This window comes from Archangium sp. (assembly GCF_057119385.1).
The window spans coordinates 1-20,536 of sequence record NZ_DBNGVP010000071.1 but is presented as its reverse complement, the minus strand read 5'-3'; the positions used below and the strand labels follow the sequence as shown (position 1 = coordinate 20,536).

The window sequence follows — 20,536 nt, the reverse complement described above, 5'->3', positions numbered from 1 at the left end:
CGTGTCTGGCTTCGGCGGCGGGCCCGGGTTCGGCGGCGGCTTCGTGCGCCGACACGGGCCGGGGCGGCTCATACAGCCGCGCTTCCAGCGCTTCCGCCAGCGCCTCGAAGCTCCCGGCCGGCGCCTCTTCCAGCGGGACCATGGCGGCGGCAGGTGCTGCGGGCGGGGCGGGCGGCTCCTGCCGGGCCTTCTTGCGCACCCGCCCGCGCCGGGGCCTCACCGCCTTCATCTGCTGCTGCAGGCGCTCCCACGAGTCGCGGTCCACCACCTGGCCGGGTATCTCCTCCGTGGTGCGCACCTCCGGGGCGAAGGGGTCCATCAGCGGCATGTCCCAGTCCGCCCCCGCCCCCGCCAGCGCCGCCTCCAGCGCCCCGGCCACCGCGTCCATGTCCGCCAGCCTCTCCCCGGGCTCCTTCTCCAACAGGCGCAGGCACAGCTGATTGAGGGCCAATGGCACCCGTGGGTTGCGCTCCTGAGGCGCCAGCGGCGCGCGGGTGCGGATGTCCTCCACCATGCGCGGGTTGCCCAGGCGCGAGCCGAAGGGCAGCTTGTCCGTGAGCAACTCGTACAGCGTGACGCCGAAGGCCCACACCTCGTCGGCCACGCCCGGCTGGTAGCGCGCCTCCTCCTCGGGGTGCTCCCGGAGGAAACGGTACGCCTCGGGGCTGGTGTACTCGGGCGTGCCCGGCGGCAGCCGCTTCATGCGCGGCAGCGTGGCGCGGCCCTCCAGGTGGCCCACCCCGAAGTCCACCCACACCGGCCTGCCGTCCGCCGCCCTCACCAGCAGGTTGTCCGGTTTCACGTCTCGGTGCAGCACGCCCCGGCGGTGCACCACCGCGAGCGCCCGGGCCGCCTCCAGCATCAGCGTGGCGCCCGTGCGCGCCGAGGGGTTGTGCTCCAGGGCATGTCTCGACAGCGTCCTGCCCTCCACGTACTCCATGACGAGGTAGAAGTAGCCCTCCTCCGGGTACGGCCAGCGCCCATGGCCCAGCACCCGCACCACGTTGGGGTGCTCCAGGTGGCGCAGGATGTCCAGCTCCAGCTCCCCCGAGTGGCTCACCGGCAGGGAGCGGAAGAACTTGAGGACATAGGAGCGGCCCTCCCACACGGCCAGGAACACGTGGCCCTGGCCGCCCTGGCCCAGCGGGCCCACCACCCGGTACTGGCCCACCTTTTCTCCGGCCTCGGGCAGTCTGTACACCCACGCTTTCTTCATTGGGGCTACCTCCGAAGTTCGGAGGCTAACATGACGTGTTGCCTCTCCTGAGGGGCCCTTCGTCGTCGAGCCCCCCCGAGCGCGCCACGCCCTGAGGGTCCCGGTGCGAAAACGAGACGGAACGCCGCTCAGTGGTAGACGTCTACCAGTGATGTGGGATGAGGTGTGTGTGGGTTCCAGTGGGGTTGAAGTTGCATGTCAAATGCACTGGTAGACGTCTACCACTGACCGAGCGCAGCCGATGGGACGAGCTCCTTTCGGCGTGGTGCGCGCTCAGGGCCCGTGGCACGCGGGCGGCGGCTCGGGCCGGGTCTCTTCCCGAGGGCAGGGCTCCGCGCCCTCGCGCGCGTCCCGGGCCGGCTCGAGTGGCAGCTCCAGGGTGAAGACGGCACCGGCTCCCGGCTGGCTCTCCACGTGGATGTCGCCTCCGAACGCGCGGGCGATCTCCCGGGAGATGTAGAGGCCCAGCCCCAGCCCACCGTACTGCCGCGTGGACACCGCCCGCTCGAAGCGCCCGAAGATGCGCTCGAGATCCTCGGGGGCGATGCCGATGCCATGGTCCCGGATGCTCCAGCGCGCGCGCCCTCCAGCGGAGCTGACGTGGAGCTCCACCGGGTGGTCCACGCCGTACTTCAGCGCGTTGGTGATGAGGTTGGTGAGCACCTGCTCCAGGCGCATCCGGTCCCACTGTCCGGTGGTGGGGCCCTCGGTGGTGACGCGCAGCGTGCAGCCGGCGGCCCGGGCCTGCTCGGAGAAGCGCTCGGCCAGGTCCCGTGTCAGCTCCACCAGGTCCACCGGCTCCAACCGCAGGCGGAGCCGTCCGGAGGTGAGGCGGGAGACATCGAGCAGATCATCGACGAGCTGGGACAGGCGTCTCACCTGGGCGAGCGCCTTGTCCACCTTGGGCATGAGGCGCCCGGTGCCCACGCCGTCGCCACTGGCGGCCAGCGCGCGCTGCAGTGTCTGCAGGTGCAGGCGCAGGGGCGTGAGGGGCGTGTGCAGCTCGTGGGAGGCCACGGAGAGGAAGTCCTCGCGCAGGCGCACCGCCTCCTGGGACTGGCGGTAGAGCCGGGCGTTGTCCATGGCCACCGAGGCGCGGCGGGCCAGCTCCCCCGCGAGCGCCAGCTCATGGGGGCCATACTGGAAGCCCGGCGTGTCCGAGACCAGCAGCAGGGCCGCCAGCGTCCGTCCTCGCACGGAGATGGGGAGCGCGATGGCGGTCCGCGTCCCGAGCCGCCGCAGCAGCTCCGGGTAGCGCGCGCCGGAGTCCCCGGCGTGGCGCAGGGCCGCGAGGGCCTCGTCCCCGAGCAGCGGCCCGCCGGTGCCCAGCACCCGCACGGTGGGTTGGGACGAGCTCCAGTCCGGAGGGTCGAGCTCCGCCAGCTCCCTCAGCAGCTCCTGCCGGGCCGGCTCCTGGTGCACCCAGGCCGCGCGGTGCAGCTGGCCCGCGTCATCCACCCTGTCCACCACGCACCACTGGCCCAGCTGGGGAATGGCCAGCCGCGCCACCCGCTCCAGCGTGCGCGTCTCGTCCAGCAGCTCCGCCAGCTGCGTGCTGGCCTCGATGAGGAAGTGCTGCATCTGCTCGGCGCGCTTGCGCGCGGTGATGTCCACGAACGTCGACACGATGCCCACCCGCCTGCCGCCCTGGCGCATGGGGTACGACCAGCGCTCCACCGGGAACCACGTGCCGTCCTCGCGCCAGATGAGATCGTCCTCGCCGTGGTCCTCGGTCCCGTCGCGCAGGGCCTGGAGGATGGGACACTCGCTCCGGGGATAGGGCGAGCCATCCGCGTGCGAGTGGTGCCACAGCTGGTGCGCGTCCCGGCCCAGCAGCGCTCCGGCGTCCGCGTAGCCGAGCATCCGCAGCGCGGAGCGGTTGACGAAGGTGCAGCGCCCCTCCAGGTCCAACCCGAAGATGCCCTCCGCGGCCGAGTCGAGCAGCAGCCGGATGTGGGACTCGCGCTCCTCGAGCTGGGACTGGGTGGTGCGCAGCCGCTCGGCCATCTCGTCGAAGGCGCGCCCCACCCTGGAGAGCTCGTCGCGTCCGGTGAGCCCGCTGCGGGCCTCCCAGTCGCGCGCGGCGAAGCGCTGGGCGGTGGTGACCAGCCGGGCCACCCGGCGCGTGAGGACGAAGTGGAAGAAGAGCCAGAGCAGCCCCGCGAGCACCGCCAGCAGCGCGCTGCGCTGCACCACGTTCGCGCGCACCTGGTCGCGCGCCTGCTGCTTGAGGACGGAGAGATCCCTCCGCACCACGAGCAGCCACACCCGCTCGGAGGACAGCGCGCCGGAGGCATCCGACACCAGCACGGGGTAGCGGGCCACGAGCGCCTGCCCATCCGCGGTGACGAGGGTGCTGCCCGCGAGGTGTTCGCGGGCCCTCTGGAGAATGGGTTCCGCCTCCGGGGTGAACAGCTCGGGATGGAGCGCCCGGCCCTGTTGCCCTATCTCCACGCGCCGGATCGATGCGGCCACCCGGCCGGTCTCGTCGAGCAGCAGCGCCGTCTGGATGTGCGGATCCGTCCCGAGGCTGGCGACCTCCTCCTGGATGCGCTCGGACTGATGCAGGTTCAGGAGGAGCTCCAGATGATCCTGCAGCTCGCTCATGCGCTGGGTGAGCTCCTGGAGCGTGTACTCCTCCACCCGGCGGCAGGCCAGGCTCGCGTTCTGATGCAGATCATGGAGGCCCACCGTGATGGCGAAGAGCAGCAGCACCGCCGGGATGGTGATGCGCAGGGGCGGAAGCGGGGGCAGCCCGAGGCGCTTCATCACCGGACCTCCCCGAGCGCCTCGAGGGGCCGTACGTCCAGCAGCAGCTCGGGCCGCACCGGCTCCGGCAGCAACCCGTGCTCCAGCATGAACAACTGCAGGCGATGCGCCGAGCCGAGGAGGGCAGAGGAGGGGGGCCGCAGCAGGGCGTGGTTCTCCTCCCGGGTGGGGTGCCGCAGCATCTCCAGCATGGAGGCGAGCTCGGCGGGGCTCGTGTCGAGGCGGGGGCTCATCCGGGCCACCGCGTCCTCCGGGTGCTCGTCCAGGTGGCGCAAGGCCCGGAACCAGCCCTGGAGCATGTGCCGCACCTGCTTCGGGCTCTTCTCCAGCACGTCCTCGCGCACCACCAGCAGATCCACGATATCTCCCGGCAGGTGGCTGCTGTCGAAGAGCGCGTGGGCTCCTCGGGCGAGTAGCCTGCTCATGAAGGGCTCGAAGGTGACGACGGCGTCCACCTCTCCCGACGCATAGGCCTGCTCGTGCTGATCCACCGGAATGCGGAGGATCTCGATGTCCGAGGGCCGCAGTCCCGCCTGGGCCAGGGCCTGGCCCAGCAGGTACGTGCTCACCGACAGGTCCTCCACCGCCACGCGCTTGCCCCGGAGCTCCTCCATCCGGCGCACCTCCGGCCGCGCGAGGATGGCGTCCGCGCCGTTCGAGTAGTCCAGGACGAGCACCGCCCGGGGCTCGAAGCCCTGCTGCAGGAGCTGGAGGGCCATGTCGAGCGTGACGTTGACGGCGTCGAGCCTCCCGTTGCGGAAGTCGCGGTTGACCTCACCGAGGGAGGAGTACTCGACCAGGCGGATCGAGCCGTCGTCGAGGTAGCCGAGGTCCCGTGCGAGGAAGAGGGGCTCGCTTCCCGGCCAGAGGAAGGTGCCGACGCGCAGGGGCGGCTCCTCCACGGGCGCGCAGGCGGGCACCAGCACGAGGAAGCACAGCAGCAGACCGGACACCCTGACGAGGCTTCGCACGGAGACTCTTCCTGAAGCACCTCGTCCAACGCTTGGGACGCGGGGAGAGTGCCGCAAGGCTCCCCGGGCGGGCATACCGGGAAGCGTCGTCCTGCCCGGCGGCCGTGGCGTGGGGGCTCAGGAGGCCGTGGGCCGCGGGGCGTGGCGCGGGCGCTCCACGGCGGCCTTGAGCTGGCCGCAGCCGGCGTCGATGTCGATGCCGCGGCGCTGGCGCACGGTGCTGGGCAGGCCGTAGCTGGCGAGGATGTCCTGGAAGGCGCGCACGGCGTCCGGGCCGCTGGGCCGCTGGGCGTAGCCCACCGTGGGGTTGAGCGGGATGACGTTGACGTGCGCGTCCATGCCCTTGAGCAGCTGGCCCAGGGCGTGCGCCTGCTCGGGCGTGTCGTTCTGCCCGGCGATGAGCGCCCACTCATAGAAGATGCGGCGCTTGCGCTTCTCCGAGTAGTAGCGGCAGGCGTCCATCAGCTCGGCGAGCGGCCACTTGCGCGCCGCGGGCACCAGCGCGCTCCGCTCCGCCTCGGTGGCCCCGTGCAGGCTGACGGCGAGCTGCACCGGCCGGTCCTCGTCCGCCAGCCGCCGGATGCCGGGCACCACCCCCACGGTGCTCAGCGTGATGAAGCGCGGCGCCAGCGCCAGCCCCGAGCGCTCCACCAGGATGTCCACCGCCTCCAGGGTGGCCTCGTAATTGTGCAGGGGCTCGCCCATGCCCATCAGCACCACGTTGCGCAGCGACTCGTTCGTCTCGCGGAGGATGCGGGTGACGTGCAGCACCTGCCCGACGATCTCCCCGGGCGTCAGGTGGCGCACGAAGCCCATCTGCCCGGTGGCGCAGAAGACGCACCCCATGGCGCAGCCGGCCTGCGTGCTGAGGCACACCGTGGCCCGGTCCTTGAACCGCATGAGGACCGTCTCCACCGTCTGCCCGTCGCGCAGCTTCAGCAGCAGCTTGCGGGTGAAGCCGTCGGAGCTGAAGACCTCGTGGTGGGTGGTGGGCCGCTCCAGGCGGGTGCGCTCGCGCAGGGCCTGGACGAGGTCCGGCCGCAGCCCGGTGAGGGCGTCGAACGACTCCACCTGCTGGCGGTAGAGGGCCTCCCAGAGCAGGTCGCGGTGGTAGGCGCTGTAGCCCCACCCGGCGAGCAGCTCGCCGAGGGCGGCACGGGGCAGGTCGTACAGGTTGACCAGGGGGGTGGGGGGCGTGGGCTGCATCGTCACGGAGCGATAACACACCTGGGCGTCCGGCTCATGGGGGGCGGGCGGCCGGACAGGCCCCGGGCCGTTCCCCCCTCGTACCCTCCGGTCCAGGAATCGTGCACGGCTGCCTGGAGCCTGGACAGTCAAGGGGGGATGTAGGAGCGGCCCTCAGGGTTTACTGTCGGGGTGTGAGAGTCGAGCAGCGGTGGGATGTACTGGTTGTCGGTGGAGGCGCCAGCGGCACGCTGCTGGCGGCGCAGCTCTTGAGGAAGGCCGAGGGACCCCTCCGGGTGGCCCTGCTGGAGCGCACGGGGCGTGTGGGTCCCGGCCTCGCGTACTCCACGGAGAACGCCAGTCATCTGCTCAACGTCCCCGCCGGGAGGATGAGCGCCCTTCCCGAGGATCCCGAGCACTTCCTGCGGTGGATCCGCCGCCTCGAGCCGGACACGGCGCCGGGGGACTTCGTCCAGCGCAGGCGCTACGGCCAGTACCTGGAGGCGGTGCTGCGCGAGGCGCGCGAGAGCGCGGCCCCGGGGGTGGGCCTGGAGCTCCTCCAGGGGGAGGTGCTGTCCATCTCCCAGGAGGGGGACGGCGCGAGGGTGGTGCTGGCACGCGGCCCCGCGCTGGAGGCGGGCACGGTGGTGCTGGCGGTGGGCAATGCCCTGCCCGCGGACCTGCCGGTGGCGGACGGGGGCCTGTACGCGAGCCACCGGTACATCCGCTCGCCCTGGATGGATGGTGCGCTGCGTCACGTGCGGCCCCACCACTCGGTGCTGCTCATCGGCACGGGCCTGACGATGGTGGACACGGTGCTCTCGCTGGCCGAGCGCAACCACGAGGGGCGCATCCACGCCATCTCCCGGCACGGGCTGCTGCCGCAGGTACACCGTCCCGGCGTGGTGGCGGGCCCGCCCGTGGCCTTGTCCGAGCCCCGCCGCGTCCGCTCCATCCTGGGCGCGCTGCGCCACCAGTTCCGGCAGCCAGGCGAGGGTGGGGACTGGCGCGCCGTCATGGACTCGCTGCGGCCGGTGACGGCCTCGCTGTGGCGCGACCTGCCGGAGCCCGAGCGCCGCCGCTTCCTGCGTCACCTGCGCTCCTTCTGGGACGTGCACCGCCACCGGATGGCGCCCGCGGTGAACGACACCCTCGAGCAGCTCCAGCGGGCCGGTGTGCTGCGCATCCACTCGGCCCGCGTGCGCGGCTTCCAGCTCTCGGACGAGGGTTGGGTGCTGGCGCGCGTCCGGCCCCGGGGCTTCTCGCGCGAGGCCACGTTCCGCGTCCAGCACGTCATCAACTGCACCGGCCCGGACGCCTCCATCGGCCGGGGCCACCCGCTGTTGCGCGGGCTGCTGGAGTCCGGGCTCGCGAGCTCGGACGCGCTGGGGCTCGGCCTGGCCACGGACGCCGAGGGCGCCCTGCTCGACGCGCGGGGCCGCGCCTCTTCCGTGCTCTTCACCCTGGGCCCCCTGCGCCGGGGTGACCTGTGGGAGAGCACGGCCATCCCCGAGATACGGGTGCAGGCGCTCTCCCTCGCGCGGCGGCTGTTGGAGCACCTCGCCACCCGCCCCGGCGTGCCCGCCTCCGAGTCCTCTCCTCAACCCACTCCCTTCTCCTAGGGCGCCACGGCCCCGCTCGTCTTCATATGGGACTTCAAATCCAGAAAGAGACCTTCGAGCCCGAGGATTACGAGCGCTTCAGCCAACGGCTGGCGGACAGCCTGGAAGCGCTCCGGCAGGTGCTGGCGCGGCCCGGTTTCGGCGTGGGCCCGCGCACCATCGGCGCCGAGCTGGAGATGTTCCTGGTGGACGCCTCGGGCTATCCGCTGCCGGTGAACCGGCAGGTGCTGGGCCAGACGGTGGATCCGCGGGTGACGGTGGAGATCGACCGCTTCAACCTCGAGTGCAACCTGCGGCCGGGGCCGTTGGCGGGGCGGCCCTTCACGGCGATGCGCGAGGAGTTCGAGAGCGCGCTGGCCGAGGTGCGGCGCGCGGCGGCCACGCAGGGGGCGCGCGTGGCGGTGACGGGCATCCTCCCCACGCTGCGCGAAAAGGACCTGGGCATGGGCTCGATGACGGCGCTGCCGCGCTACCGGGCGCTGTCGGCCGCCATCCGCCGCCGGCGCCGCGAGGAGCCACTGCGCGTGGTCATCGGCGGCGAGGACTCGCTCACCCTGGAGTGGGACGACGTGACGCTGGAGGGCGCCAACACCTCGCTGCAGTACCACCTGCGCGTGGATCCGGCGGACTTCGCGCGCATGTACAACGCGGCCCAGCTGGCCACGCCGGTGGTGCTCGCGGTGAGCGGCAACTCGCCCTTCCTCCTGGGCCGCCGGCTGTGGGACGAGACGCGCGTGGCCCTCTTCCGCCAGGCCGTGGATGACCGGGGCGAGCCCCAGTCCGAGGCGCCGCAGCACGGGCGCGTCACCTTCGGCCATGGCTGGGTGCGTCAGGGCCCGCTGGAGCTGTTCGCCGAGTCGGTGGCGCTCTACCCGCCGCTCTTGCCGGTGTTGGGGCCGGAGTCCCCGCTGGAGTGCCTGGCCCGGGGCGGCCTGCCCCGGCTGGACGAGCTGCGGCTGCACCAGGGCACCGTGTGGAGCTGGAATCGCGCCATCTACGACCCGAGCGGCTCGGGCCACGTGCGGATAGAGCTGCGCGCGCTGCCCGCGGGCCCCACCGTGCTGGACATGCTGGCCAACGGCGCGCTGCTGTTGGGCCTCACGCTCGGGCTGAGCCAGGACGTGGACGCGCTGCTGCCGGGGCTGCCCTTCCCCTGCGTCCGGGGCAACTTCATCCGCGCGGCCAAGGAGGGACTGGACGCCAGGCTGCTCTGGCCCGAGCGCCGCGCGCCTTCTCCCTCGCTGGTGTCCGCCAGCGCCCTGGTGGAGCGGCTGCTCCCGGTGGCCCGCGCGGGCCTCGTGGACGCCGGGGTGGACACCGAGGAGGCGGACGGGCTGCTCTCCCTCATCGAGGCCCGGATTCGCGCGGGGTGTACCGGGGCACGCTGGCAACGGAAGATGTTGGCCCGGTTGGAAGCCCACATGCCCCGGCAGGACGCTCTGGCGGCCCTGCTGGAACGTTACATGCTCCTGGCTTCGTCCGGCAGCCCGGTCCACGAGTGGCCGCTGGACTGAAGTGGGCGGAATCCCGCTTCGAGACTTGCGGCCTGCCCCCTTCCTTTGCGACGCTCGGCTCCATCTTCCATGCCCCTCGTTGCGTTGGTCTGCCCTGGTGAGTGAGCCTGTTGCTGCGAAGGTCCTCGTCGTCGAGGACAACCGGACGATGCTGGCCTTGATGCAGTACTACCTGAGCAAGGACTTCACGGTGTTCCTTGCCCGGTCCGCTGAAGAAGCACTTGAAGTCCTCCAGCGGGAACAACTGCACGCGGTCGTATCGGATCAAAATCTTGGTGACGGGCTGATGGGGGTCGACCTCCTCAAGCGCGTCGCCGAGCTACAACCCCATGCCGCGCGCATTCTGGTGACGGCGTCCCAGAAGCTGGAGGACGCGCAGAAGGCCATCAATGAAGCGCGTGTGAACCACTTCCTCACGAAGCCGTTCACGGAACAGGAGTTGAAGAACACGGTGGGCCAGGCGGTCCACAACGCCGCCCTGCTGTCCATCCGCGACAAGATGGTGCAGGAGCTCAAGGACCAGCTCGGACTGGGCCGGGGCGGCGCCGCCAAGCCCGCCGCGGGCAAGCCGGGTGTTCCCGGAGCGCCCGCCGCGACCCCTCGGCCGAAGATGGCCGAGCCCCAGAAGGCCGATGCCAAGGGCGCCGCGTCCCAGTCGCTCATCCCCGAGAGCGAGCGGCTGGCGTTCCGCGACGGCCTGACGAGCCTCTACAACCACCGCTACTTCCAGGAGGCCCTCAGCGCGGGCCTGCTGAGTGCGCGGCGGCGGGAGCAGAAGCTGGCGCTGGTGCTCATCGACATCGATGGCTTCCGCCGCTTCAACCTCTCGCGAGGCTACGCCGAGGGCGACAAGCTGCTGCGCCGGGTGGCGCAGATGGTGACGGACATGATGGAGGACCCCGTCACCCACGCCCGGAGCGACAACTCCTCGGAGATCGCCGCCCGGTACGACTGGGACGTGTTCGGCGTCATCCTCTGCAATGCCGACGTGGAGCGGGCGCGCACCTACGCCGAGAAGCTCCGCAAGGCGGTGGAGGAGCTGGACTTCCCGGAGGGCACCGGCAGCGACGTGGGCGAGGTGACGGTGACGGCCGCCGTGGCCGTCTTCCCGGACCAGGCCCGCAACGAGCAGGAGCTCATCTCCGCCGCGGAGAAGGCCCTGCGCTCCTCCAAGTCGGGCGGCCCCAACCGCGTGGTGTTGGCTCCGCGCTAGTTGCTCCGCCCCCGTGTCGGTGGGCGGACAGGTGGACGGCCGGGCTGGCGCCATGCCAGTCCCCTCCCTGGGATGGTGGTGCTCTCCACCCCCTTCCCTGGGAGAGTCGAGCCATGAAGACGTTCGTCGTGAGGCCGTGGATCGCCAGCGTGGCGCTCGCGGCCGTGCTGAGCGGTTGCCCCCAGCAGGAGCCACCGAAGGAGGACCCGGTCCAGACACCGGTGGCCCGCCATTCCTACGTGTCCTTTCCGGCGCTCGGGACGCCCACGCCGCTGCAGGTGGCGGGGCGGCTGAGCCTCCCCACGAGCGCGCAGGGCAAGGTGCCCGCGGTGCTGATTGCCCACGGCTCGGGAGGCGTGGACACCCTGGGCAGCTACCACGCCCAGGCGCTGCACGAGGCGGGCATCGCCACGCTGGAGATCGACATGTGGGCCGCGCGCGGCCTGTCCGGAGGCGCGGAGGGGCGGCCGAGGGCCGTGGCCGAGACGCTGCCCGACGCGTGGGGCGCGCTGAAGTACCTGTCCGCGCACCCGTCCATCGACGCCTCGCGCATCGGCATCATGGGGTTCTCGTGGGGCGGGCTGATGTCCATGCTGAGCGCCACCCGGAAGTACGCCGCGGGCGCCGAGCCGGGACAGCGCTTCGTGGCGCACGCGCCCTTCTATCCGGTGTGCTGGGCCTACAACCGCGTCCCCGGCTACGAGTTCGGCGAGCTCACGGGCTCCCCCATCTTCATCCAGGCGGGCGAGGCCGATGTGTATGACAACCCGGACTCCTGCCAGCGGCTGGTGGACAGCCTGTCACCGGCGGATAGGGAGAGTGTGTCGCTGACCCTGTACCCGGGGGCCACGCACGGGTGGGATCGGCTGGAGCCGGCCATTCGCATCACGGATCCGTACTCGCACACGGGACAGGGCGGAGAGGTGGACATCGTGCCCTCGCCGGAGACGGCGGAGACGTCGCGGCGGGCCGTGGTGGACTTCTTCCGGAAGCAGTTCGGCCTGTCGCCCTGAGCCGGAGGCGAGGCGCCGCGAGCCGGCGGGTCCACGCGTCAGGGCGTGGGCCCGTTCACCCCGACGACCTTCGTGTCGGCGAGGTGATCATGCAGGCAGCGGCGCCCGGGGGTCACGGCCTCACGCACCGGATTCGTCCTCGGTGCCGCGGCGCAGGCCGAGCATGCGGCGCAGCTCGCGGGCGGACTGGCGGCTCACCTCCACGGTGTGGCCGCGGGCGGTGCGCGCGAGGTACCCGCCCGTCTCCAGCGGCTCCAGCCGGGTGACGTGGGCGAGGTTGACGAGGGCGCGGCGGTGCACCCGGTAGAAGCCCTCGGGGGGCAGCCGGTCCACGAGCTCCTGCAGGGTGAAGTCGGTGAGGAAGTCGCCCTGCGAGGTGAAGACGGTGACGAGCTCGTCCTCGAGCGTGGCGTGGGAGATGGTGCCGGGGTCCACCAGGACGATGCCCTGGCGGGTGGGAATGGGCAGGCGGGCCAGGGGCCGCGCGAGCTGCTCGATGGCGGAGCCCTTGCCCGGCTCCGGGGCCCTGGCGGCGAGCCGGACGCGCACCCGCTCCAGGGCCTTCTGCAGACGCGAGGCCTCGACGGGCTTGAGGACGTAGTCGACGGCGCCGTGCTCGAAGGCCTCCACGGCGTGGTCGGCGTGGGCGGTGACGAGGATGACGTGGGGACCGCCCGCGGGCAGCAGCGCGAGCGCATCCATGCCGCTGAGCCCGGGCATGTGGATGTCGAGCAGCACCACGTCCACGCCGCCAGCGCGGACGGCCGCGAGGACGGCCTCGCCATCGGCGGCCTCGCCGCACACGGAGACATCGGGGAAGGCCGTCAGCAGGCGCGACAGACGCTTGCGAGCGACGAGCTCGTCATCGGCGATGAGGACGGACAGGGGAGGGCTCACGGGGCGGAGTCTAAACCCCTCGAGCCGGGTCCGCGAAGGTGGGCCCCTGGGAACAATTTCCCCTCGCCTGTGCCCATTTCCCCTCGCCCTCTCCCGAGGGGAGAGGGAGCAATCAGGCAGCCACGGACTTCTTCGCGGCCGCGACCGCCGGCTCGCCCTGCTTCTTGCCGGGCGCCTGCGTCTGGTCCAGGTGCTCGAGGATGTGGCCGTAGACGTCCCGGGCCGCGTTCTTCCCGAAGATGCAGTCGATGTGTCCGTACTCGGGGATGAGGACGCGGGAGTAGAGCGCCGAGCCGTTCACCTCGCTCAGCGCCTGCACGGTCTTCTCCGTGCTCTCCGGCAGGAAGCACTGGTTGCGGGCGCCGTGGATGAAGCGGATGGGGATGGCCATCCGGTCCAGGTGCGGCATGTAGACGTTGTCTCCATTCGCGTCCACCACGCGGCCCTGGTTCACCATGACCGCCAGGCCCTCGAACGCGGTGATGGTCGCCTCGCCGAACAGCTCGTGCATGTACTGGTGCGTCATCGCGTTGAGCTGCTCGTGCCGGTAGAGCAGCGAGTAGAGGAAGCTGACGCGGTGGCACACCGCGCTGTCGCAGTGCTCGTCCTTGCCCACGGGGTAGGCCGCGAGGAGCTTGTCGTAGACGCGCTCCATGGCGCCCTCGCCCTTGAGGGCGTTGGTGGTGAGCGACTTGAAGCCCATCAGCTTCAGGAGCTGGGGCAGGTGAAGCCCCGACTTGATGGACACCATGGGGGGAGTCACCACGTGGGTGGAGATCTGCGAGCAGACCGCGGAGCGCACGCCCTGGAGGCCCGCGAGCATGGCCATGGTGAAGGTGGTGGAGCCGTAGCAGTGGGCCACCACCTGGATGTCCGCGGCCCCGGTCACCTCGCGCACGCGGGCCACCGCCGCGGGCCAGTCCCTGGTGGCCACGTCATCGGCCGTGTACTGCGTCGTCGAGGCGGGCAGCAGGGTGCTGGAGCGGTAGTCCAGCAGCCACACGTCGTACCCGTGGGCGCAGAGGTACTCGAGCAGGTTGGTGTCGATGGTGTCCGTGGAGAAGATGCGGCTGGACACGCCCAGACCGTGCGCCAGCAGCACGGGCCCCTTGTTGCCAGCCTGGTAGCGCGACAGCAGCAGATCCAACCCGTCCGAGGTCTTGAAGCCGAACAGCTTGGGCGCCGGAGCGCGCAGCGCGCGGCGCTTGCGCGGCGGGGCATTCGGGTCGACGAAGTCCAGGTCCCCGAGCATCCCTCCGTAGTAGTCGTACAGGATGCCCGTGAAGTAGCGGCCGAACTCCAACGCCAGCTTGATGCGCTCCTCCGCGTTCTTCGCGTTGAAGACGTCCATGGTGGTGAGCTGGCGCATGAAGTCCTCGGGGGCGATCTTCAGCACGCCCCGGCCCACCACGGTGCCCGACGCGTCCTGGCCCTCGTACACGGTGATGAAGAGGGTGGTGGTGTCGTGCCACATGTCCTCGATGGGCCGCTCCTTGATGACCTTGAAGCCCTTGAAGAAGAAGGTGCGGCCGTCATCCGCGGTCAGCAGCATCTGGTACTTCATCAACCGGGTGTCGGCGGCGTCGGGGTCCTGGACGAACAGGTTGAACACGCCCTGGGTGGCGGTGAGCGGCTTGTCGGAGAGCTTCGGCGCCTTCACCGTGCCCACCATCCGCGCGGCGTGCTCCGGCGTCTTCATCATCTTCTCGACGTCCTCCGAGACGATGGTGAGGGTGAACTCGAAGGGCGAGCCGAGCAGCTCACCGCGCGTGGCCGCCGCCTCGTAGTTCTCGTCCTGGGCGGGCGAGAAGAAGCCCTTCATCTTCTCGGTGAAGCGGATGCCCGGCTTGCGCTGCTGGGGATTGAGGGGGATGGGGCCCTTCTTCGAGTAGTCGATCGTCCAGCCGCGCTCCGCGGCGATCCGCATGCTGCAGCGCTCGGAGATGGCGGAGATGGTGAGCAGCGGGTTGACGCCCAGCGAGGTGGGGATGACGGCGCCGTCACACACGTACAGCCCCTCGTGCGTCTGGTCACCCGTGGTGGAGGAGAAGACCTTGTTCTCGTGGTTGACCACGCCCTGCTCGGCGCTGTCGGCCATGTTGCAGCCGCCCAGCGGGTGCACGGTGATGAGGTCCTTGCCGAGCAGCTCGTTCCAGATCGGATCCCGCGTGTAGATGCCGCGGAGGGCCTGGGTCGTCTGGACCAGGCGCTTGTCCACCTTCTCGAAGATGGGCCGCGAGCCCACTCCCGGCCAGCTGATGCGCAGCCGGTCCTCCTCCAGCTTCATGGTGCCGCAGCTGCCCTGGCCCTCGTGCCCCATCACCAGGAAGGTCTGCGTGTGCTTGACCGCGCCGTGGTAGGCGCCGTGCACCGCGCTGTCGAGCTTGCGCACCTCCTGCTCCGCCGCCTGACCGGGGGCGGTGTTGGTCCCCATGAGCTCCGCGGTCGTGCTCAGCATCGTGGGCAGGATGGGAGCCAGCGCGCCCGGGACGGCCCCCTCCTCGATGATGATGTCGTCCTCCAGCTTCTCCTGGTTGCGGATGTCGATGATGCCGGTGATGGTGGGACCCACGGGCCCCACCTCGCTCGGGGGCCGGGTGCCGAACCCGATGCCGTGGATGGGCATTTCGTTGTTGTAGGCGAAGCCCAGCACGTCACCGTTTCCGCTGAAGCCGTGGCCCAGGCGGTCCGACACCTTCAGGCCCTTCTCCTTGGAGCGCAGCAGGATTTCCGTGGAGCCCAGCGTGCCGGCCGCCAGCACCACGAGGTCCGCCGACACCGTCAGCAGCGGGGCGTCGAACTTCTCCCGGCCGGTGTCCAGCACCTGGAAGTGGACCAGCCACTTGCCGTTGTCGCTCCGCTCGACGTAGCGGACGCTCGTCTCGCAGAAGATCTCCGCGCCGTGCCGCCGGGCATCCGGCAGGTAGTTCATCAGCACCGTGTTCTTCGCGCCCACGTTGCAGCCGGAGCAGCAGTCGCCGCAGTTGTTGCAGGCCTTCTGGAACACGCCCGCCTCGTTCACCCCGTCCTCGAACGTCACGTTGATGGCGGTGCGGTAGAACTTCTGCCCCATGGCCTCGGCGGACTTCTGCATCGCCTCCAGCTTCTTCAGCTTGGGGTAGGAGTCCGGGTAGGGCCGGGGCTTCAGCATGTCCTCCGCGAGCGCGTAGCCGTCGTTGATCGCCTTCAGCTTCTCGTCACGGAGCGCCTTGGGCCAGCGGGGATCCTCGAAGACGCGGGCCTCGGCGCGGATGGAGACGTTGGCGTTGATGAGCGAGGTGCCGCCCAGGCCGCAGCCCACCAGCACGTTCATCTCCGGGTTGCAGTGCAGATCGAACAGGCCCGTGCGCGAGCCCAGGTGGCCCACGGGCAGATCCATCTGCATCTCCTCGAGGGCCTCGGGCGTGGTGTCCGGGAACTCGCCGGGCTGGCGCTCGCGGCCGCGCTCCAGCACGCAGACGCTCTGGCCGGCGCGCGACAGGCGGGACGCCGTGATGGCGCCGCCGTAACCCGAGCCGATGACGACGACGGTGTAGTGGGGACGGATGTCCTCGATGGGAGAGGCGAGTCGATTGGAGTTCATAAAGAAAGACAGTCCTGATGGATGCGAAGAAGGGGGTGGAGGACGCTAGGCGGCGGGGGTGACAACGCGCCCCGGACCGCTCATGTCGATGCTCTTGGGAGGCGTGAGCGGCTGGGGCGCCACCTGGTAGCGGCCTCCCTCGTCCGTCACATAGCGGGTGCTGACGATGAAGCGGCGCTCGGCCTCGTCGACCTCCACCTCGGTGAAGGTGCAGGAGCGGCGCTTGTCCTGGGCCTTCATGTCGGGCTCGGACGGGCAGTTGAAGCCGCAGTTGGCGTAGAGGCAGTCGCCGAGGAAGAGCTGGTGCTCGTCCTCATCCACGGGCACGTGGGTGTGCCCCATCACCACCACCTTGTGGTGGCCCTGGTTGCCCAGCCGCTCGGCGAAGTGGGCGATGGAGTTGAGCGCATCCACCTCGGCCAGGGCGAGCTCGCCCGCGAGGGACCCGTAGAGCTCCTGGGACTTGCTCGCCGTCTGCTCGTAGCTCTCGAGGATGGACGGATAGGCCTTCACCACGTCGGCGGCGGTCAGCCGCGTGCCGTCGAGCATGTGGAAGGTCAGCTCGCGCTTCTGGCCGGTGAGCTCGAGCAGCGAGCTCAGCACCGCGTCCGAGAGCGAGACGCGCCCGAGCTTCATCTCCTGGATGAGCTGCTGCAGGGCATCCTTGGCCAGGGGCCAGCCGGTGGGGTCTCCGCTGCCGGGCAGGGAGGCCGCGGTGGAGCCGGGCGGCATCTTGGAGAGCTGCTGGACGGACCACAGCGCCGCCATGCGGGTGATGAAGTGGGCGAACGGGATGCCGTTGCGGGGGTTCTGGATGAAGTCGGGGGCGTTGAGCAGCGAGTAGATGTGCCCGTGGGTGCAGATGATGCCGCCGCGCGCGGAGGGCGGCTCGTACAGCGGCGTGCGCACGTACCGGGGCGAGCGGCCCTGCTCATCGCGGATGAGGGCCACGTCCTCGGCGGTCACGGACATGTCGTGGTTGCCACCCACGTAGGTGACGCGGCCATCGAGGGCAGCGAGGAGGGCGCCCAGCGCGCCCGGCGTCCGCTGTCCATCCACCATGCCGCCGAAGACGCGGGGGTTGGCCGCGGCGATCTCCGCGAAGGTGGGCGGGGTCCGGGAGGGCTCGTAGGTCCACTGGTCCACGAGGTCGCCCACCACCACCAGCTCCTGGATGGAGCTGGCCTGTTGCTGGATGTAGTCGAAGGCGGCGAGCAGGTACGGCTCGTGGAGCGAGCGCTGGTACCAGTTGGTCACGGCGTTGGTGCCGATGTGGATGTCACTGAAGAAGACGATCTTCGAGTTCTGCGGCATTGCCCCCCCTGTGGGCGCGCGGCTGGCGTGAACCAGCGGCATGGTTCGGCATGCTACGTCAGGTGGGGGCTGGAGCGTATGAGGGGGCTCACACGGTGGCTGTGAGTCCCGTCACAACCCGCTGCGGGCCCGTAGCAGGATGTCCGCCACGCTTGCCAGGATGGGCTCGAGCCGCGCGCCTGCCTGCCCGCTCATCCGTGTGCCTCCCCGGTGACTGCGAGGGAGTCAAACTGCTTCATGTGGGATGGGGGAGTGCAAGAGTAGCGGGGTTGCACTCCAGGGAGGGTCCTCATGAGGAAAGGCTTCTTGCAGGCCTACGAGAAGATGTTCTGGGACGCGATGATGGCGGCGGCTCGGGCTGGATGAAGGGGCACTCGGAATGACCAGGCTGTTTCGTTCGTGGTGGCGATTCAGGGGCGCGCTCCTCTGCTCGCTACTGCTGGGAGTGGGCGGGCTGAGCGGGTGCGGCACCGGACGCAATTCCGTTACTGGACGAATCACTCCAGAGCACTTCGAGTTCACGACGATCGTCGAGGAAGAGCCAGGGGAACCGAGTGGATGGCGAGCGGTCTGCATCCACGCCCGCATCACCCAGGGCGACTCGGGGGCAACGACCGCGTGCAAGTTCGAAGTGGGCCTGCCTCTATGCAACCGGCAGCAAGGGCGGATCTCGTTGGAGGACGCACAGGAAGCAGCCGCGGAAATGGCGAACCGCGCCGTCTACCGGGTACTGTCCGAAGCCCATCCGGGAACCATGCTCGCCACGCTGTGCAGGGACTTCAAGGAGCTCTACGGAGTGCTGCTCGAAGAGGAGTTCAAGGGGGCGAAAGTTGGGGAGTGCAAGACCCGAGGCGTGAAGGTCGTCCACTTCGACGCGCCCTACCATTGTGACTGAGCCTGGATGAAGACGACACACGACACCTACAAGGCCTTCACGGAGCCTCTCCTCATTGATGTCGTCGGTCCCGATGGCATGAAGCGGTCCATTCATGCCTTTCCCAAGGTGCTGGAGAGCAAGGCCCAGGTCATCAGCGGGTTGGAGGCATTCAAGCTTCATCTGCCCCGCTTTCTTGGACAGCGCCGTGGAGAAGATTTGGCGGACCCGGATTCTGGAAGCTCGCTTCACTCGCTGCTTGATACGGAGGACGAGTCGCATGCGTCCGAGGTCGTTCGGCGTGTGGCGCAGGAAGAGATTCCTCGGAGATTCGGCAAGTACCTCGACGCGCTCCATGCCTTCGACGTCACGGTCCATAGAGACGCCCGGACCATGAGCGTCGCCTTGGCGCTGACGCCACACGGGGCCGAGAGGGTGTCCTGGAGCTTCGAGCTTCACTTCCCCTCAGGAGCGAAGCAGGAGCGTGGTACCACCCATCAGCTCTCAAGCCCGCAGGCGATGAACGAGCCCAGGGCTGCGGAGTTGATCCGCATCGCCCGTCGTTTCTACCCGTCGGGCTTTCCGTCCTGGGAAGACGACCCCGATGAGCCTGTGCTGGCCTATCAACGGACGCCTGAGCATCAACGATGGGAAGTCGCGTGGGAGGAGGCGCTCCGATGGAAGCATTGGGCCTCCCTCATGAATGACCTCCGGGCTGCCTTTCCCGATGGCAAGATGGGCAGTCTGACGCCCGCGTACCATGCGGCCTGCAGGTTCTGCTGTTTGTACCTGGAGCAATCCCTTCCGGACGGCAGTCAACTCGTTACTCGCGTGGCAGGTGCCGTCAGCATCCTCGCGCCCCTGTTTCTCGTCTACACCACGACACAGCTCCTCCGGCCCGACGCGACCTCTACCCGGCCGCAACTCTCCTTTGCGGTCGAGCCGAACCGGTGGACCAAGCCCTATGAGGACAAGATGGCTCACCACATCGAGCGGGTGTTCGGCTATCAGCCATTCCCAATCGATGTGGCTGACGTGCCATTACCGGACCTCCGTGTCGGTGATGCCCACGGGCAGTCCACGCTCCTCGGTGCTCTGTTTATGGAGCGGAACGGCTTAGTAAACTTGCCTTGAGTGCGTCTTGCCACTTCTTCTCTGTCAGAGCACATGATGGATGGAATGCTAGAGTGGATGGGGTGCTCTAATGATTGTCGTCTGTTGCTGTCACCGCGAGAGTTGCCGGGAAGAGACATTTCCACCACGGAGTCGCCGGTAATGGCGCCCGCCGGAGTGGTGACTGAGGTCCGTCAATGCACCCCATGAAGGTGTTATGGGCGGGCACTTAGTACGACTCGGTTACTTCCTAGCACCAAACGCCGAATGAGGCGGGGACGGGTAGCTTGCAGTGTTCCGCTACTTGGAGCAGGCGGCGCTCGCGCGCGGCTTGAGGCCCCACTTGCGAGCAGACAGAGAAAGAGACTGGGCGGCCGCTCTGACTTGAGAGGTTGTGTAGGGGTCCCTACCGGAGCGGACAGGAAGCGGCTGCCCACTCGGCTGGTTCGAGAAGTCACGTCCCGAGTGTTGACCGAGGAGGTGGAGCCAAAGGTGGGGGTGCGCCCATGGAGAGCCCTGCGGTCCTCGGTGAAGCGGAGCGTCAACAGCGTTTGTCGGAGTGGTCGGCCTCCAGCGGCGTCAATCTGGAGCGGCTTGATTCGGGCCAGCGCGCGGTGGTGGTGGCGGCGCTGACCTTCCTGGGTTTCGTGGGAGGGCTGGCGGCGCTGCGACGCATGGTGGCCTACCTGCTGGCGCACTGTGGCATGGGCTTGAGCTCGACGGTCATCGGCGCGGTAGTGGGCACGAGCGACCGGGCGGTACGCAAGGGGCGCCAGTACCCTCCGCGTGAATTCTGGCGGCGACTGCGCAAGGCCAGGCGGGGCCATGCTCCACCCAAGCTCCGTCCGGAGCACGTGGGGCTGGTGGCGAAGTTCCTCTCCGAGCATAAGCGCTGCTCGGTGGCGGAGTTGCTGGGCTTCATCCACAAGCGCTTCGGCGTCACCCTGGAGCGCCACACCCTGCGCCGCTTCCTGGAGCGTTACGGCCTGGGTTGCCTGCGAGAGGAAACCGTCCTGGGCACCCCCCTTTTCTCGGCCGCACGGCCCATGGAGGCGCCTTCGCACTGATGCAGGAGGCGGTGCGGCTCTACCGCGTGGCCACCTCCTGTTTTGGCCGTGTGGGCGAGCACCAGGGGGGCCGCCTCGTCCTGTCGCTCTTCTTCAAGGCCGTGCTGGGCGTCCAGCGCATCTTCCACTTCGACTCGCTCACCGACGTGGGCTTCGCCTTGCTCACTGGCGGCGGACGCCGCTGC

Annotated in this window: 15 protein-coding genes; 8 read left to right on the top strand and 7 right to left on the bottom strand. The window is 69.7% G+C overall.

Annotated elements, in window-relative coordinates; all coding sequences use genetic code 11:
• The 4 genes from AC16DP_RS16880 to rlmN form a co-directional block, all read right to left on the bottom strand.
• Window positions 1-1,216: serine/threonine protein kinase (locus AC16DP_RS16880; RefSeq protein WP_483956805.1), on the bottom strand; the 1,216-nt coding region annotated here is incomplete at its 3' end.
• A gap of 273 nt (window positions 1,217-1,489) precedes the next feature.
• Window positions 1,490-3,985, bottom strand: coding sequence for an ATP-binding protein (locus AC16DP_RS16875; protein ID WP_329732097.1), 2,496 nt, complete (start codon window positions 3,983-3,985; stop codon window positions 1,490-1,492).
• Complete coding sequence (locus tag AC16DP_RS16870) at window positions 3,985-4,956, bottom strand: ABC transporter substrate-binding protein (protein WP_329732098.1); 972 nt, start codon at window positions 4,954-4,956, stop codon at window positions 3,985-3,987. The genes AC16DP_RS16875 and AC16DP_RS16870 overlap by 1 nt, the downstream gene beginning before the upstream one ends.
• Window positions 4,957-5,073: 117 nt before the next feature.
• Entirely contained in the window at window positions 5,074-6,162 is a 1,089-nt protein-coding gene (gene rlmN / locus AC16DP_RS16865) for a dual-specificity RNA methyltransferase RlmN (RefSeq protein WP_329732108.1), read from the bottom strand.
• Between the two features lie 173 nt (window positions 6,163-6,335).
• Between rlmN and AC16DP_RS16860 the strand changes: the two genes are divergently transcribed.
• The 4 genes from AC16DP_RS16860 (at window position 6,336) to AC16DP_RS16845 (ending at window position 11,503) form a co-directional block, all read left to right on the top strand.
• Window positions 6,336-7,763 (top strand): FAD/NAD(P)-binding protein, encoded by a 1,428-nt coding sequence (locus AC16DP_RS16860; protein WP_329732099.1) that lies wholly within the window; start codon window positions 6,336-6,338, stop codon window positions 7,761-7,763.
• Between the two features lie 26 nt (window positions 7,764-7,789).
• Entirely contained in the window at window positions 7,790-9,277 is a 1,488-nt protein-coding gene (locus tag AC16DP_RS16855; RefSeq protein ID WP_329732100.1) for a glutamate-cysteine ligase family protein, read from the top strand.
• Window positions 9,278-9,374: 97 nt separating this feature from the next.
• On the top strand, window positions 9,375-10,490 hold the full coding sequence (locus AC16DP_RS16850; protein ID WP_329732101.1) for a GGDEF domain-containing response regulator: 1,116 nt from the start codon (window positions 9,375-9,377) through the stop codon (window positions 10,488-10,490).
• A 113-nt stretch (window positions 10,491-10,603) separates the two neighbouring features.
• On the top strand, window positions 10,604-11,503 hold the full coding sequence (locus tag AC16DP_RS16845; protein WP_329732102.1) for a dienelactone hydrolase family protein: 900 nt from the start codon (window positions 10,604-10,606) through the stop codon (window positions 11,501-11,503).
• A 120-nt stretch (window positions 11,504-11,623) separates the two neighbouring features.
• Here AC16DP_RS16845 and AC16DP_RS16840 read toward each other — a convergent pair whose 3' ends face one another.
• The 3 genes from AC16DP_RS16840 to AC16DP_RS16830 form a co-directional block, all read right to left on the bottom strand.
• Entirely contained in the window at window positions 11,624-12,400 is a 777-nt protein-coding gene (locus AC16DP_RS16840) for a LytR/AlgR family response regulator transcription factor (RefSeq protein WP_329732103.1), read from the bottom strand.
• A gap of 112 nt (window positions 12,401-12,512) precedes the next feature.
• Window positions 12,513-15,983: an alpha/beta fold hydrolase gene (locus AC16DP_RS16835; protein ID WP_329732104.1), complete on the bottom strand. Its 3,471-nt coding sequence runs from the start codon at window positions 15,981-15,983 to the stop codon at window positions 12,513-12,515.
• A gap of 45 nt (window positions 15,984-16,028) precedes the next feature.
• Window positions 16,029-17,297 carry a metallophosphoesterase gene (locus tag AC16DP_RS16830; protein WP_329732105.1) on the bottom strand — a complete coding sequence of 423 codons (1,269 nt, stop codon included), beginning with the start codon at window positions 17,295-17,297 and terminating at the stop codon, window positions 16,029-16,031.
• Between the two features lie 379 nt (window positions 17,298-17,676).
• On the opposite strand from AC16DP_RS16830, the gene AC16DP_RS16825 reads away from it, so the two are divergent.
• The 4 genes from AC16DP_RS16825 to AC16DP_RS16810 all read left to right on the top strand — a co-directional run.
• Entirely contained in the window at window positions 17,677-18,192 is a 516-nt protein-coding gene (locus AC16DP_RS16825; protein WP_329732106.1) for a hypothetical protein, read from the top strand.
• 6 nt (window positions 18,193-18,198) lie between these two features.
• A complete protein-coding gene (locus tag AC16DP_RS16820; RefSeq protein WP_329732107.1) occupies window positions 18,199-19,305 on the top strand; it encodes a hypothetical protein in 1,107 nt (368 codons plus the stop codon).
• A 485-nt stretch (window positions 19,306-19,790) separates the two neighbouring features.
• Entirely contained in the window at window positions 19,791-20,351 is a 561-nt protein-coding gene (locus tag AC16DP_RS16815; protein WP_483956804.1) for a hypothetical protein, read from the top strand.
• Window positions 20,351-20,536: hypothetical protein (locus tag AC16DP_RS16810; protein WP_483956803.1), on the top strand; the 186-nt coding region annotated here is incomplete at its 3' end. The genes AC16DP_RS16815 and AC16DP_RS16810, both read left to right, overlap by 1 nt.

Coding starts and splice junctions, on each gene's coding strand:
- AC16DP_RS16820 (WP_329732107.1), top strand. CDS start 18,199: ATGAAGACGACACACGACACCTACAAGGCCTTCACGGAGCCTCTCCTC.
- AC16DP_RS16825 (WP_329732106.1), top strand. CDS start 17,677: ATGACCAGGCTGTTTCGTTCGTGGTGGCGATTCAGGGGCGCGCTCCTC.
- AC16DP_RS16875 (WP_329732097.1), bottom strand. CDS start 3,985: ATGAAGCGCCTCGGGCTGCCCCCGCTTCCGCCCCTGCGCATCACCATC.
- AC16DP_RS16855 (WP_329732100.1), top strand. CDS start 7,790: ATGGGACTTCAAATCCAGAAAGAGACCTTCGAGCCCGAGGATTACGAG.
- rlmN (WP_329732108.1), bottom strand. CDS start 6,162: ATGCAGCCCACGCCCCCCACCCCCCTGGTCAACCTGTACGACCTGCCC.
- AC16DP_RS16835 (WP_329732104.1), bottom strand. CDS start 15,983: ATGAACTCCAATCGACTCGCCTCTCCCATCGAGGACATCCGTCCCCAC.
- AC16DP_RS16845 (WP_329732102.1), top strand. CDS start 10,604: ATGAAGACGTTCGTCGTGAGGCCGTGGATCGCCAGCGTGGCGCTCGCG.
- AC16DP_RS16830 (WP_329732105.1), bottom strand. CDS start 17,297: ATGCCGCAGAACTCGAAGATCGTCTTCTTCAGTGACATCCACATCGGC.
- AC16DP_RS16815 (WP_483956804.1), top strand. CDS start 19,791: ATGGAGAGCCCTGCGGTCCTCGGTGAAGCGGAGCGTCAACAGCGTTTG.